Below are 14,984 nucleotides of genomic sequence, written 5' to 3' on the forward strand. Positions count from 1 at the left end.
GCGGCGGGACTCCCCAGCAAGGTCGCCCGCCGCCGCGGTTCTCCCTGCCCATCCGAAGACAGAACAGGAGATCCCCAGCATGCCGTACCCGGACGGCTCTGCCCAGCTCACCGCCGCGCTTGACGCAGCGTCGCGAGACTGGCACGTCTTCCCCCTCCGGCCCGGAGACAAGCGCCCCGCCATCTCCGCGTGGGAACAGCGCGCCACCACTGACCCGGACCGCATCACCCGGTGTTGGACGCACGCCCCCTACAACGTCGGTATCGCCACCGGCCCCTCCGGCCTGGTTGTCATCGACCTGGACAGGCCCAAGCACCCCGATGACACTCCGCCGGCCGACTGGGCCGCGGACGCGGTCACCGACGGCGCCGATGTGCTCGCCGTGCTCTGCGCGCGCCACAGCCAGCCGTTCCCCGGCAACACCTACACGGTCCGCACATGGAGCGGCGGCACGCACATGTACTTCGCCGCACCCCAGGGCGAGCCCCTGCGCAACACGGCCGGGGACAGCGCCCGCGGGCTCGGCTGGAAGGTCGACACGCGCGCCGTTGGCGGACTTGTCGTCGGCGCGGGCAGCACCTTCGACGGGCACCCCTACAAGGTCGTCCACAACGTTCCTGTGGCGCCGCTGCCGGGCTGGCTCGCCGAGCTGCTGCGCCCGGCTCCGCTGCCTCCGCAGCGACCGGTTACGGTCGCTCTCGGAGGCCACGGAAGGCGCACGGCGTTCCTGAACGCCGCGGTCAACGGAGAGTTGGCCCGCGTCACCAACTCCGGTGAGAACGAGCACAACACCAGCCTCTATCTCGCCTCCGTCGCCCTCGGACAGCTGGTAGCCGGGGGCGAGTTGAGCGAGGCCGACGTGACCGGCTGGCTTCTGTCCGCCGGGCTTCGTGTCGGCCAGGGCGAGCGTGAGGCACAGCGCACCATCGCCTCTGGCCTGCGAGCCGGAGCACGACGCCCCCGGACGGTCGCAGCATGAGTGCTAACCCCATCCCGCCCCTGCACCTGTACTCCGTGCCCAGCGACTCCGAGCCAGCACGCCCGGCGCCGCCGAAGCGGGAGCGCCCGCGCACCGCATGGACGGCTGATCAGCTCATGGCCGCCCACTTCCCCGAGCCGAAATGGGCCGTGCCCGGCATCCTCGCCGAAGGCGTCAGCGTGCTCGCCGGACCGCCCAAGGTCGGCAAATCCTGGCTCTCCCTCGGACTGGGCCTGTCGGTCGCGGCCGGAGGTACGGCGTTCGACTCCGTGCCCGTACAGGGCGGACCCGTGCTCTACCTCGCGCTCGAAGACACCCCGCGCCGTCTCCAGACCCGCATGGGCAAGCTCTTGGGCGGACAGCCAGCCCCCGCCGGGCTCACCCTGGTCACCGAATGCCCGCCCTTCCCCCAGGGCGGCATGGAGGCCATTGCCCAGTGGTTGGAGCGCAACCCCGACGCGCGCATGGTCGTCATTGACGTGTTCGCCAAGATGCGCGGGAACGCGCCGCAAGGGGTGTCGGCATACGACGCGGACTATGTCGCCGTCGGCTACGCCAAGCGGCTGGCCGACCACTACGGCGTTGCTGTCGTCCTCGTGCACCACGTGCGCAAGGCAGGCTCCGAGGACTTCCTCACCGAGGTCTCCGGCACCAACGGAATCGCCGGAGCCGCGGACGCCACGCTCGTACTGAAGCGCGCCCGCGGACAGGCAGACGGCATCCTGCACGTCACCGGCCGCGACGTCGACGAAGCCGAGTACGCCCTCAGCTTCCAACCCGCCTCCGGCGCCTGGCACCTGTTGGACGGACCGGTAACCGACCACACCGTCAGCGACACCCGCGCCACGATCCTGCGCTACGTCCGCGCTCACCCCGGAGCCAAGCCGAAGGACATGGCGGGCGAACTGCCGAACGTCGACCTGGACACGATCCGCCGCACCTGCAACCGCATGGCCGCCGACGGACAGCTCACCAAGGACCCCGGCGGCCGGTACTACCCGGACACCGAGACCCGGACGCAGGGCGCCCAAGAGGTGTCCGCACTGTCCGGCTGTCCGGTTACCCCCTCTGACCAGCACGAACACCCCGGACAGTCGGAATTGGAGCTGTCCGGCCTGTCCGGTGCGGACGAAGGCGAAGGGATGGCGGGATGAGCGCCCGTACGCAGGACGAAAAGCTGACTGTCCAAGAGGTCATCACCGATCTGAAGGTTGCCGAGTCGACCTTTTACCGGTGGCGCCAACTCGGCAAGGGCCCCCGCTCGATCAAGCTCCCCAACGGCGACGTACGAATTCGGCGGTCTGAGTACGAGCGTTGGCTCGCAGAGCGAGAGGACGCTGCGTGACCACGAATGACGAAACTCCTGCTCTCCGACCACACGGGGAGGCAAGGCCGGGTTACTCCCTCGATATTCGGCTTTGGAAGGTCACGAAGGTAAACCGGAAAGCGCGCCCCTACCAACTACGTTGGGTTGTGGGCGGGAAGGTAAGTAGCGCGACGTTCGCCACGTCGGCACTTGCCGAAAATCGAAGCTCGGAATTGCGGCAGGCTATGCGCAGGGGCGAGGCTTTCGAGATTGAAAGCGGACAGCCTGAGTCCGAAGTCCGCGCGGCAGAGGAAGCGGCCAAAGCCTCCGAAGAAGAGCCGCCGTTGCGTTGGTTCGAGTTCTGCCGGAAGTACGTGGCCGGGCGGTGGCGCACGAGTGCAGCCAAGACCCGAGAGGGCATGGCAGACGGTCTTGCAGCCGTTTCTCTCGCCATGGTCAAGCGCGGGGACGAAGCTCCGTCGGATGAGCAATTGCGGTTGGCCTTCCGGTGGGGGATCGTGCCCGCGAATGCGGGGGAGGACCCGCCGGCTGACCTCAAAGCCGCGCACGACTGGCTCACAACGACGGACCGCCCGGTTGGCGATGTGGCAGACGCGGCTGTGTTCGAAGACGTGCTCTACCGCCTCGGATACAAGCTGGACGGCACCCCAGCGGCGGGCGACACGTACAGGCGCCGCCGTCGCGCCCTGAACACCGCTCTCGAACACGCGGTGGTCGCTGGGGACCTTTCAGAAAACCCGCTTCAGCGCGCCCGCCGTAAGCACGTCGGCTCCAATGATGTGGTGGACCGACGCGTCCTCGTGAACGCCCTACAGGCCCGTCAGTTGCTCGCGGCGGTCTCCTACGTCGGATCGTGGGATCGGTGCCGTGGAAGGCGTCTGGTGGCCTTCTACGCGGTTCTGTACTACGCGGGCTTGCGTCCGGCTGAGGCGGTCGGACTCAAGCGGTCTGACTGCCATCTCCCGGACACGGGATGGGGCACGCTGACGCTCAGGGAAACGCGTCCCGTTTCTGGAAAGCAGTGGACCGATTCCGGGGAACGTCACGATCGGCGTGGGCTGAAAGCGAGGGAGGCCAAGAGTGACCGACCGGTGCCTATCCCGCCTGTCCTCGTGACGATCCTCAGGGCTCACCTGGACACGTTCGGCACGGCCAAGGAAGGACGCGTATTCGGGAACGAGCGCGGGGGAGTGGTCGGCTCATCGACCTATTGGCGAGTGTGGGAGGAAGCGCGGGAGTACGCCCTCCCGCCTGAGCGCGTCGACTCGCCGTTGGCCGGGCGCCCGTACGACCTGCGGCACGCGTGCATCACGCGGTGGCTCAACGCGGGGGTGCCGATCGCTGAGGTTGCCCGGCGGGTCGGCAACTCGCCGGAGGTGATCCACCGGCGCTATCACGGCTGCATCGACGGTCACGAGGAAGCGGCCAACGCGAAGATCACAAAGGCGCTGGAAGAGGACGGCGATACGGCCTGACGTGTGTATCGCAGATGGTGCGTGAACACTGAGAGACAGTGAGAGAGAGCGGGAGTCAGTGAGACTGACTCCCGCTCTCTCATGTCGGCATCCGCACTGGTCAGAGCATGATTCTTGCTGGCTGACTGGCGAGTGCCCCCGGCAGGATTCGAACCTGCGCACACGGCTCCGGAGGCCGTTGCTCTATCCCCTGAGCTACGGGGGCGTGTCGGTTGCGGTGATCGCTTCGACGGGTAGAACAGTACCAGTTCCGGCGGGGTGGTCATGAACCGTTTTCCGCGGGGTGGGGGAGGCCGGTGTCGCCCTGTGCGTTCGAGGCGCCACCCATGGGAGGCGGAAGTGGGGAAAGCGCGGACGCGGTGGCCGGTCCCGACCTACTCTCGAGTTGTGCCAAGGGCGTCGCGCCGGGTGCTTGTTGTGGACGACAACAAGGTCATCCGGCAGTTGATCAGGGTCAATCTCGAGCTTGAGGGCTTCGAGGTCGTGACCGCGGCCGATGGTGCCGAGTGTCTGGAAGTCGTTCATCAGGTGCGGCCCGACCTGGTCACCCTCGATGTCGCCATGCCGCGGCTCGACGGGCTCAGGACCGCGGCCCGGCTGCGTTCCGATCCCCGGACCCGTGACCTGCCGCTCGCCATCATCAGCGCCTGTACCCAGTGCGAGGTCGAGAGCGGGCTCGATGTCGGCGTTGACGTCTTCCTCGCCAAGCCCTTCGAGCCCACTGAACTCGTGCGGGTGGTACGGCAGTTGGTCGATCGGCGGAGGCGGGGGGCCAGTGGGGGCGGTGGCGGGACGGGCAGCGGCGGTGGCCTCGGGGGTGCCGATCGGGCCGCCGGGCACGCCCCCGGGTAGTCGCGCCGCCCGGTCCGTCCATTCGGGCGTCCACATCGCGGGATCCCGGCCGAGCCGGCTCGCCTCCCCACCCCCCACCTCCCCTACCCTTGTCCCGTGACCCCCGTCGAGCTCTCCCGTACCGTGCTGCGCGCGGTACGTCGTGCTGTCGACGACGGGGAGCTGAGCGTGGCCGTGCCCGAGCGGGTCGTCGTCGCGCCGCCGGGGCCCGGGGGGTGCGGGGAGTACGCCACCGGCGTCGCCCTCCAGCTGGCCCGGCCGGCCGGACGGACGCCGCAGTACGTCGCCGGGGTTCTCCGGGACCGTCTCCTTCGCGCCGAGGGCATCGGCGATGTCGTCATCACCGGACCCGGGTTCCTCAACATCAGTCTGCGGGGGGCCGACGCGTCCGTCGCCCTCGTGGAGGAGGTCCTCGGCGCGGGAGACACCCCTTACGGGCATCTCCCCGCGGGGAGCCGGGAGCCCGTGCTGCTGCGTGGCGCGGCCGACGTGCGTGCCTTCGTGCACCTCGATGCGCTGGCCCGGATCCTGCGGGCACAGGGGCATTCCGTACGGGTCGGCTTCGACGCCCCGCCTGCGTCCGAATGGGGCGCCGTGCTCGGGAACGGCGGCACCGGGGGTGCCGCCGAGGGCGCCCCCATCGAGGACGAGCAGAGCGCCGGCGCCCAGGACAGCCGCCCTCCCGTCCCCGTCCCCGTCCCCGTCCCCGTCCGCCCCGTTCCCGCCCCCGCCGACCCGCTGCCGCTGGGCCGGGACGCCGCGCGCTGGGCGCTGCTGCGGCCCGCGGCGCACGACCGGCCGCGGATCAGCGGCGAGCACCTGGAGCAGAGGGAGAGCAACCCCCTCTTCCGGGTGCGGTACGCCCACGCCCGCACCCGCGCCCTCGCGAGCAATGCCGCCGACCTCGGGTTCCGCCCCGAGCCCGGCCCCGTCGGAGTGAGCGGAAACCGGCCACTGCTCACCGCCCTCGCCGACCACCCCCGCGTGCTCGCGGCCGCCGCGCGGCACCGCGCTCCCGACCGGCTCGCCCGGCATCTCGTCACCGTCGCCGATGCCACACAGCCCCTGCTGCCCGCCGTGCTGCCGCTCGGCGCGGAGAAACCCTCGGCCGTCCACCGCGCCCGGCTCGCGCTCGCCGAAGCCGCCGGGACGGTGCTCGCCGACGGCCTGTCCCTGCTCGGCATCGACGCCCCCGACCATCTTTGAGAGAGCACGCGAAGAATGAGCCGTTCCGCACATCCCGCCGGGCCCCGTCACGCCGACGTCCTGCCCGAGGGGCGCTCCGCAGCGAGCACAGCACCGCCCGCCGACCTCAACGCCCTCGACCCCAAGGTGTGGGCGCAGACCGTCAGCCGTGACGCCGACGGTGCGCTCACCGTCGGCGGGGTCCCCGTCACGCGGCTCGCCGAGGAGTTCGGCACCCCCGCCTACATCCTCGACGAGACCGACTTCCGGGCCCGCGCGCGGGCCTGGCGCACCGCCTTCGGGGACGACGCCGACGTGTTCTACGCAGGCAAGGCGTTCCTCTCCCGGGCCGTCGTGCGGTGGCTCCACGAGGAAGGGCTGAACCTCGACGTCTGCTCCGGCGGGGAACTGGCCACCGCCCTGTCCGCCGGCATGCCCGCCGACCGGATCGCCTTCCACGGCAACAACAAGTCCGTGGCCGAGATCACCCGGGCCGTCGAGGCCGGGGTCGGGCGGATCGTGCTCGACTCCTTCCAGGAGATCGTCCGGGTCGCGCACATCGCGCAGTCGCGCGGCAGGCGGCAGCGGGTACAGATCCGTGTCACCGTCGGCGTCGAGGCGCACACGCACGAGTTCATCGCCACCGCGCACGAGGATCAGAAGTTCGGGATCCCGCTCGCCGGCGGGCAGGCCGCCGAGGCCGTGCGGCGGGCGCTCCAGCTGGACGGGCTGGAGGTCATCGGCATCCATTCGCACATCGGGTCGCAGATCTTCGACATGTCCGGGTTCGAGGTCGCGGCCCACCGGGTCGTCGGGCTGCTCAGGGAGGTCAGGGACGAGCACGGGGTCGAGCTGCCCGAGATCGACCTCGGCGGCGGTCTCGGCATCGCCTACACCAGCGAGGACGACCCCCGCGAGCCGCACCAGATCGCCAAGGCGCTGACCGAGATCGTCACCCGGGAGTGCGAGTCCGCCCGTCTCGCCACCCCCCGCATCTCCGTCGAACCCGGGCGGGCCATCGCCGGACCGACGGCTTTCACCGTGTACGAGGTCGGCACCGTCAAGCCGCTCGACGGGCTGCGCACGTACGTCTCCGTCGACGGCGGGATGTCGGACAACATCCGCACCGCGCTGTACGACGCCGAGTACAGCGTCGCCCTCGTCTCCCGCAGTTCCGACGCCGACCCGATGCTCTGCCGGGTCGTCGGCAAGCACTGCGAGAGTGGTGACATCGTGGTGCGCGACGCCTTCCTGCCGGGGGACCTGGCGCCGGGCGACCTGATCGCCGTACCGGCCACCGGGGCGTACTGCCGGTCGATGGCGAGCAACTACAACCACGTGCTCCGCCCGCCCGTCGTCGCCGTCGCGGACGGTGAGGCGCGGGTGATCGTCCGGCGCGAGACCGAGGAGGACCTCCTCCGCCTCGACGTCGGGTGAGGGGAAACGGCAGAGGCGGAGAGGGAAACCAAGAAGGAAGCAGAGAAGGAGTGGCGGAAGATCTTCGGTTCTTCCGGCTTTCCGATGGAATTGATGTCTCACGATCCGGACAAAGGGAAGAATCCTCCGTCCGGTGAGTGAGACTGGTGCAACCTAGACGGTAATCAGGAAACGAGGTCGGATGATGCGTACGCGTCCGCTGAAGGTGGCGCTGCTGGGCTGTGGAGTGGTCGGCTCAGAGGTGGCGCGCATCATGACGACGCAGGCCGTCGACCTCGCCGCCCGCATCGGGGCCCCGGTGGAGCTCGCCGGGGTCGCCGTGCGGCGCCCGGACAGGGTGCGCGAGGGCATCGCCCCGGAGCTCGTCACCACCGACGCCACCGCCCTGGTCAAACGGGGCGACCTCGACGTCGTCGTCGAGGTCATCGGCGGGATCGAGCCGGCGCGGACGCTGATCACCACCGCGTTCGAGCACGGCGCGTCCGTCGTCTCCGCGAACAAGGCACTGCTCGCCCAGGACGGTGCCGCGCTGCACGCCGTCGCCGAGGAGCACGGCAAGGACCTCTACTACGAGGCCGCCGTCGCCGGTGCCATCCCGCTGATCCGGCCGCTGCGCGAGTCGCTCGCCGGCGACAAGGTCAACCGGGTGCTCGGCATCGTCAACGGGACGACGAACTTCATCCTCGACGCCATGGACACCACCGGCGCCGGCTACCAGGAGGCGCTCGACGAGGCCACCGCGCTCGGGTACGCCGAGGCCGACCCGACCGCCGACGTCGAGGGTTTCGACGCCGCCGCCAAGGCCGCCATCCTCGCCGGGATCGCCTTCCACACGCGCGTGCGCCTCGACGACGTGCACCGTGAGGGCATGACCGAGGTCACCGCCGCCGACTTCGCCTCGGCGCGGGAGATGGGCTGCACCATCAAGCTGCTGGCCATCTGTGAGCGGGCCGCGGACGGTGGATCGGTCACCGCGCGGGTGCATCCGGCGATGATCCCGCTCACCCACCCCCTGGCCTCCGTGCGCGGCGCGTACAACGCCGTGTTCGTGGAGTCGGACGCCTCCGGGCAGCTGATGTTCTACGGGCCCGGCGCCGGCGGGGCGCCCACCGCCTCCGCCGTCCTCGGCGACCTCGTCGCCGTCTGCCGCAACCGGCTCGGCGGGACCACCGGACCGGGCGAGTCCGCCTACGCGGCGCTGCCCGTCTCCCCGATGGGAGAGGTCGTCACGCGCTACCACATCAGCCTCGACGTGGCCGACAAACCGGGTGTTCTCGCTCAGGTCGCGACCGTGTTCGCCGAGCACGGTGTCTCGATCGACACGGTTCGCCAGCAGGGCAAGGACGGGGAGGCCTCCCTCGTCGTCGTCACCCACCGTGCGTCCGACGCGGCCCTCGGCGGCACCGTCGACGTATTGCGCAAGCTCGACACCGTGCGTGGTGTCGCCAGCATCATGCGGGTTGAAGGAGAGTAAGCAGCAATGACCCACCAGTGGCGCGGAATCATCGAGGAGTACCGGGACCGGCTGCCGGTCGCCGACACCACGCCGGTCGTGACGCTCCGTGAGGGCGGCACGCCGCTCGTACCCGCGCAGGTGCTCTCCGGGCGCACGGGTTGCGAGGTCCACCTCAAGGTCGAGGGCGCGAACCCGACCGGGTCCTTCAAGGACCGGGGCATGACCATGGCCATCTCCAAGGCCAAGGAGGAGGGCGCGCAGGCCGTCATCTGTGCCTCCACCGGCAACACCTCCGCCTCCGCCGCCGCCTACGCGGTGCGCGCCGGCATGGTCTGTGCCGTGCTCGTGCCCCAGGGCAAGATCGCGCTCGGCAAGATGGGCCAGGCCCTGGTGCACGGCGCGAAGATCCTCCAGGTCGACGGCAACTTCGACGACTGCCTCACCCTCGCCCGCGCGCTCAGCGACAACTACCCTGTGGCGCTGGTCAATTCGGTCAACCCGGTGCGTATCGAGGGCCAGAAGACGGCCGCCTTCGAGATCGTGGACATGCTGGGCGACGCCCCCGACGTCCACGTCCTGCCGGTGGGCAACGCGGGCAACATCACCGCCTACTGGAAGGGCTACCGCGAGTACGCCGACGACGGCGTCTCCACCCTCAAGCCCCGGATGTGGGGATTCCAGGCCTCCGGCAGCGCTCCGATCGTGCGCGGCGAGGTCGTCAAGGACCCGGCGACGATCGCCACCGCCATCCGGATCGGCAACCCCGCCTCGTGGCAGTACGCGCTGGCCGCGCGGGACGAGTCCGGCGGTTTCATCGACGAGGTGACGGACCGTGAGATCCTGCGCGCCTACCGGCTGTTGGCCTCGCAGGAAGGCGTCTTCGTCGAGCCCGCGTCCGCCGCGTCGGTCGCCGGCCTGCTGAAGGCCGCCGAGCAGGGCAAGGTCGACCCGGGCCAGCGCATCGTGTGCACCGTCACGGGCAACGGCCTGAAGGACCCGGACTGGGCCGTCGCCGGGGCGCCGCAGCCGGTCACCGTCCCCGTGGACGCCGCGACGGCGGCCGAGCGGCTCGGACTGGCCTGACCGCCGCCACCGGAAGGCCCGGGGCGCCGCGCCACGGGCCTTCCGGCCGCCCGCCCCGGGCCCTCCCCGCCCGGTGGCGGCAGCACGCGCCGGCAGGACGGGCGTAAGAAGGCGCCTGTCCGGGGAAGTTCCCCATGAGGGAGGCACAGAGGGCTTGCGACACGCATCGGGCGCCTCCCGTGCGCCCTGTGTCGACACAGAACCTTCCTTCGATAGGCTGTACTCAACCCACCCGCCGCACATGCCGCGGTCCCGCGTCGTCTCCGTGGTCCGGACCATGGCCCGGAGGGGTTCGGGAAGCGGCCGGCCACCCTGGTCGGCGGCGGTCCCAGGGATTCTGTACGTCATCGAATGTCATTCGACAGTTCGACAGGCCGGCAGTCTTCGACTGTCACCGTCACCAGCTCAAGGAGAGTCATCGAGCGATGGCCGGTCCCGCGTTCCGCGCAGCCGCCGTCCGGGTGCGCGTCCCCGCCACCAGCGCCAATCTCGGTCCGGGCTTCGACGCCTTCGGTCTCGCGCTGGGCCTCTACGACGACGTGGTCGTCCGGGTGGCCGACGCCGGGCTGCACATCGACATCGCCGGTGAGGGCGGTGAAACCCTCCCCCGAGACGAGAACCACCTGCTCGTACGCTCCCTGCGTACCGCCTTCGACCTGCTCGGCGGACAGCCGCGCGGCCTGGAGGTCGTCTGCGCCAACCGCATTCCGCACGGCCGGGGCCTCGGCTCCTCCTCCGCCGCCATCTGCGCCGGAATCGTCGCCGCCCGCGCCGTGACCATAGGTGCCGAGGCCAGGCTCGACGACACCGCGCTGCTCGAACTCGCCACCGAGATCGAGGGCCACCCCGACAACGTCGCGGCCTGTCTGCTGGGCGGCTTCACCCTCTCCTGGATGGAGAGCGGCGCGGCCCGCGCCATCAGGATGGAGCCCGCCGAGTCCGTCGTGCCGGTGGTGTTCGTACCCGGCAAACCCGTCCTCACCGAGACCGCGCGCGGTCTGCTGCCGCGCACCGTGCCGCATGTCGACGCCGCCGCCAACGCGGGCCGTGCCGCTCTGCTCGTCGAGGCTCTGACCAGGCGTCCCGAACTGCTGCTGCCCGCCACCGAGGACCGTCTGCACCAGGAGTACCGCGCCCCCGCCATGCCCGAGAGTGCGGCGCTGGTCGAGCGGCTGCGCGCGGACGGCATCCCCGCGGTGATCTCCGGCGCGGGCCCCACCGTCATGGCGCTGGCCGACGCGGAAACCGCCGACAAGGTCGAAGCGCTGGCGGGCAACGACTGGGCCGCCAACCGGCTCGGCCTCGATCCGCAGGGAGCGAGCGTGCTTCCGCTCGCCACCTGACACACGGTTGCCGGACAAGGAGAGGGGGAATGTTTGTTGGATCCGGTAGTGTTAATCTCAAGTCTGCACCCGCACCCCACCATGGCGAGGTGCCTCGTGTCCCCGCTCGGGACAGACATTCTTCCGGGAGCCCCCCAAGCCCAACTGTGTTCTCTGCTTCGTACGCGGGCAGTACGTCGTACGAGGACACCGAACGGCCCGCCGGGCACGCTCCGGAACCGGTGCGACCGCGCCACGTGACACTGGATGCCACGGCTCGGGGAAGCGCCATCACCAGATATCCCTTCCGCCGTCGAGGCGGACCACCGCCCCGGCACGGTTCGCACAGCAAGGACCGAAGCCGGACAGCACAACCGGTCGCCGAGCCAGACAGGCCGACGTCCGCTCCAGGGAAGGACCCTTCGTGAGCGACACCACCGATCTGATGGGCGCACGTGTCGAGGAGACCGCTGCCGCGCCCGCCACGGACGCCTCCGCGCCTGCCGGCGGTGCCGGCTCCCGGCGGCGCCGCGGTACCGGCCTCGAGGGCATGGTGCTGGCCGAGCTTCAGCAGGTCGCCTCCGGCCTCGGCATCAGGGGCACCGCGCGCATGCGCAAGAGCCAGCTGATCGAGGTCATCAAGGAAGCGCAGGCGTCGGGCGGCTCCGCCGCGCCGAAGAGCGAGGCCCCGGCCGAGACGGCGCAGACCAAGCCCAAGCGCCGCGCCACCTCCAGGACCCGTACGGGCGACACCGCCCAGAAGAAGTCCGCTGCCGAGGCCCCCGCCGAACAGGCCGCCGCCCAGCAGCAGATCGACATTCCCGGCCAGCCCTCCCCGAAGGCCTCCGCCCCGGCCGAGCAGGCCCCCGCCGCCGAGGCCCCCGTCGAGCGCCGCCGCCGGGCCACCGCGGAAGCGGGCGCTCCGTCCGCCGCGGCCGAGAAGGCTCCCGCCGAGGCGAAGAGCGACGCGAAGGCCGAGGGTCAGGCGCAGTCGCAGCAGTCCTCGTCGCAGGGCGACGGCAAGTCCGACGGCGACGGCGACGGCCGCCGCCGTGACCGCCGCGAGCGCGGTCGTGACCGCGGCGACCGCGGCGACCGTGCTGAGCGCGGCGACCGGGGGGACCGCGGCGACCGTGCTGAGCGCGGCGACCGCGGCGACCGCCGGGGCAAGGGCGACGACCAGCAGCAGAACCAGGGCGGCGGCCAGGGCCGTCAGCAGAACCAGCAGCAGGGCGGCGGCCGCCAGGACGACGGTTACGACGACGACGGAGGCGGCCGTCGAGGCCGTCGCGGCCGCTACCGCGACCGCCGTGGCCGCCGTGGCCGCGACGAGATGACCTCCGAGCCGCAGATCACCGAGGACGACGTCCTGATCCCGGTCGCGGGCATCCTCGACATCCTCGACAACTACGCGTTCATCCGGACCTCCGGCTACCTGCCCGGCCCGAACGACGTGTACGTCTCCCTCGCCCAGGTCCGCAAGAACGGCCTGCGCAAGGGCGACCACCTCACCGGCGCGGTGCGTCAGCCGAAGGAGGGCGAGCGGCGCGAGAAGTTCAACGCGCTGGTCCGTCTCGACTCCGTCAACGGCATGGCGCCCGAACACGGCCGCGGCCGCCCGGAGTTCAACAAGCTCACCCCGCTGTACCCGCAGGACCGCCTCCGCCTGGAGACCGACCCCGGCGTCCTCACCACGCGGATCATCGACCTCGTGTCGCCGATCGGCAAGGGCCAGCGCGGTCTGATCGTGGCCCCGCCGAAGACCGGCAAGACCATGATCATGCAGGCGGTCGCCAACGCGATCACGCACAACAACCCCGAGTGCCACCTGATGGTCGTCCTCGTCGACGAGCGTCCGGAAGAGGTCACCGACATGCAGCGGTCGGTGAAGGGCGAGGTCATCTCCTCGACCTTCGACCGTCCGGCCGAGGACCACACCACGGTCGCCGAGCTCGCCATCGAGCGCGCCAAGCGTCTGGTGGAGCTGGGCCACGACGTCGTCGTGCTGCTCGACTCGATCACGCGTCTGGGCCGGGCGTACAACCTCGCCGCCCCGGCCTCCGGCCGCATCCTGTCCGGTGGCGTCGACTCGACGGCGCTGTACCCGCCGAAGCGCTTCTTCGGAGCGGCCCGCAACATCGAGGACGGCGGCTCGCTGACCATCCTCGCCACCGCCCTGGTGGACACCGGGTCCCGCATGGACGAGGTGATCTTCGAGGAGTTCAAGGGCACCGGCAACATGGAGCTCAAGCTCGACCGGAAGCTCGCCGACAAGCGCATCTTCCCCGCGGTGGACGTCGACGCGTCCGGCACCCGCAAGGAGGAGATCCTGCTCGGCAGCGACGAGCTGGCCGTCACCTGGAAGCTCCGCCGGGTGCTGCACGCACTCGACTCGCAGCAGGCGATCGAGCTGCTCCTCGACAAGATGAAGCAGACGAAGTCGAACGGCGAGTTCCTGCTGCAGATCCAGAAGACGACGCCGACGCCCGGCAACGGCGACTGACGTCCGCCGTTCGTCACACCCGTCTCCTCACGAGGGCCGCTTCCCGGACATCCGGGGCGCGGCCCTCGTGGTTCCGGACGACGGCGCGGACGTGGTGGTGCGGCCGGTTCCGGTGTGGTCGAAGGGGGTACCCGGGCGGACGGGAGCCGCCTATGTCTGCCGAGAGCACGCACCGGACCGACGGCCTGCGGGCCGGGGGCCGCAGCCGCAGGTGGCGGGGCATGAAGGTCGTGGCGTGGACCGCGGCCCTCGTCGTCGTCCTCGGCGGCGCCGGCCTCGGATACGTGTACGCCACCCTCGACGGCAACCTCAGGAGCGTCGACATCGACCGGATACTCGGAGCCGACCGGCCCGAGAAGGCCGACGACGGCTCCGAGAACATCCTCGTCCTCGGCTCCGACACCCGCTCCGGCGGCAACGGGAAGCTCGGCGGCGGCACCGACGACGGCACGGCCCGCTCCGACACCGCGATGATCGTGCACGTCCACGAGGGACGGGACGAGGCCTCCGTGGTGTCCGTCCCGCGGGACACCCTCGTCGACCGTCCCGAGTGCACCGGCACCGAAGGCGGCAGGCACCCCGCCGCGGACGGCGTGATGTTCAACTCCGCGTACGCCACGGGCGGGGCCGCCTGCGCCGTCAAGACCGTCGAGTCGATGACCGGCCTGCGCATGGACCACTACCTGGAGGTCGACTTCAGCGGCTTCCGGGAACTGGTCGACGAGCTGGGCGGCGTCGAGATCACCACCACCGAGGACATCGACGACCCCGACAGCCACCTGCACCTCGCCGCCGGCACCCACCGGCTCGACGGCGCACAGGCCCTCGGCCTGGTCCGCACCCGGCACGGCGTGGGCGACGGCTCCGACCTCGGCCGCATCCAGCTCCAGCAGGCCTTCGTCAGGGCCCTGGCCCAGCAGGTGGACGACGTCGGCCTCCTTGCCGACCCCGGGAAGCTTTACGGCATCGCCGACACCGCCACCCGGGCCCTCACCACCGACACCGGCCTGGGCTCGGTGAACTCCCTGATGTCCTTCGCCGGCGGCCTGCGCGACATCGACCCGGCCGGCCTGCACATGGTGACCATGCCGGTGCGCTACGACCCCGCCGACCCCAACCGCCTCGTGCCCGAGCCGCGGAAGGCGCGGCTGGTCTGGGACGCCCTGAGGAACGACGAGCCGATCCCGGGGGCGGCCACGGACGACACGGCCACCGGCGGGGCCGGGGACGTCGCAGGTGCCCCGTGAGCAGCGCCGGAGGCCCCGCGGAGCCGGCGCCGCCGCGCCGGGAACAAAAGGAGGCGGCCCCCGGTTTGGGGGGATGGCACCAGTCCTGGCAGACTGGTACGTCGGCTCCGGTTCACGC

Annotated in this window: 12 protein-coding genes and 1 tRNA gene; 12 read left to right on the forward strand and 1 reads right to left on the reverse strand. The window is 71.0% G+C overall.

Annotation, left to right across the window (positions count from 1 at the left end):
* Positions 1-79 precede the first annotated feature (79 nt).
* The 4 genes from TU30_RS10345 to TU30_RS10360 are packed head-to-tail and all read left to right on the forward strand — an operon-like array spanning position 80 to position 3,781.
* Positions 80-979: a bifunctional DNA primase/polymerase gene (locus TU30_RS10345; RefSeq protein WP_042167526.1), complete on the forward strand. Its 900-nt coding sequence runs from the start codon at positions 80-82 to the stop codon at positions 977-979.
* On the forward strand, positions 976-2,133 hold the full coding sequence (locus TU30_RS10350; RefSeq protein WP_052479773.1) for an AAA family ATPase: 1,158 nt from the start codon (positions 976-978) through the stop codon (positions 2,131-2,133). Before TU30_RS10345 ends, TU30_RS10350 begins: the two co-directional genes overlap by 4 nt.
* Complete coding sequence (locus TU30_RS10355) at positions 2,130-2,324, forward strand: AlpA family transcriptional regulator (protein ID WP_030955389.1); 195 nt, start codon at positions 2,130-2,132, stop codon at positions 2,322-2,324. The genes TU30_RS10350 and TU30_RS10355 overlap by 4 nt, the downstream gene beginning before the upstream one ends.
* The gene (locus TU30_RS10360) at positions 2,321-3,781 is read left to right on the forward strand and encodes a tyrosine-type recombinase/integrase (RefSeq protein WP_199816846.1); all 1,461 of its coding nucleotides are present in this window, start codon (positions 2,321-2,323) and stop codon (positions 3,779-3,781) included. The genes TU30_RS10355 and TU30_RS10360 overlap by 4 nt, the downstream gene beginning before the upstream one ends.
* Before the next feature lie 133 nt (positions 3,782-3,914).
* Here the strand turns inward: TU30_RS10360 and TU30_RS10365 are convergent.
* Positions 3,915-3,986, reverse strand: a tRNA-Arg gene (locus tag TU30_RS10365).
* A 59-nt stretch (positions 3,987-4,045) separates the two neighbouring features.
* Here TU30_RS10365 and TU30_RS10370 point away from each other — a divergent pair.
* The 8 genes from TU30_RS10370 (at position 4,046) to TU30_RS10405 (ending at position 14,866) form a co-directional block, all read left to right on the forward strand.
* A complete protein-coding gene (locus tag TU30_RS10370) occupies positions 4,046-4,633 on the forward strand; it encodes a response regulator (RefSeq protein ID WP_078878222.1) in 588 nt (195 codons plus the stop codon).
* A gap of 96 nt (positions 4,634-4,729) precedes the next feature.
* Positions 4,730-5,839, forward strand: a complete 1,110-nt coding sequence (gene nrtL / locus TU30_RS10375) for an ArgS-related anticodon-binding protein NrtL (RefSeq protein WP_042167533.1) — start codon at positions 4,730-4,732, stop codon at positions 5,837-5,839.
* Between the two features lie 15 nt (positions 5,840-5,854).
* Entirely contained in the window at positions 5,855-7,255 is a 1,401-nt protein-coding gene (gene lysA, locus TU30_RS10380; protein ID WP_042167536.1) for a diaminopimelate decarboxylase, read from the forward strand.
* A 181-nt stretch (positions 7,256-7,436) separates the two neighbouring features.
* Positions 7,437-8,729, forward strand: a complete 1,293-nt coding sequence (locus TU30_RS10385; protein ID WP_042167538.1) for a homoserine dehydrogenase — start codon at positions 7,437-7,439, stop codon at positions 8,727-8,729.
* A gap of 6 nt (positions 8,730-8,735) precedes the next feature.
* On the forward strand, positions 8,736-9,794 hold the full coding sequence (thrC, locus tag TU30_RS10390; RefSeq protein WP_042167542.1) for a threonine synthase: 1,059 nt from the start codon (positions 8,736-8,738) through the stop codon (positions 9,792-9,794).
* A gap of 425 nt (positions 9,795-10,219) precedes the next feature.
* The gene (thrB, locus tag TU30_RS10395; protein WP_042167545.1) at positions 10,220-11,137 is read left to right on the forward strand and encodes a homoserine kinase; all 918 of its coding nucleotides are present in this window, start codon (positions 10,220-10,222) and stop codon (positions 11,135-11,137) included.
* Between the two features lie 403 nt (positions 11,138-11,540).
* Complete coding sequence (rho, locus tag TU30_RS10400; RefSeq protein WP_042167547.1) at positions 11,541-13,619, forward strand: transcription termination factor Rho; 2,079 nt, start codon at positions 11,541-11,543, stop codon at positions 13,617-13,619.
* Between the two features lie 152 nt (positions 13,620-13,771).
* Positions 13,772-14,866 carry an LCP family protein gene (locus TU30_RS10405; protein WP_042167550.1) on the forward strand — a complete coding sequence of 365 codons (1,095 nt, stop codon included), beginning with the start codon at positions 13,772-13,774 and terminating at the stop codon, positions 14,864-14,866.
* The last annotated feature ends 118 nt before the right edge of the window (positions 14,867-14,984 follow it).

This window comes from Streptomyces sp. NBRC 110035, assembly GCF_000829695.1.
In the GTDB taxonomy this organism is placed as follows: domain Bacteria; phylum Actinomycetota; class Actinomycetes; order Streptomycetales; family Streptomycetaceae; genus Streptomyces.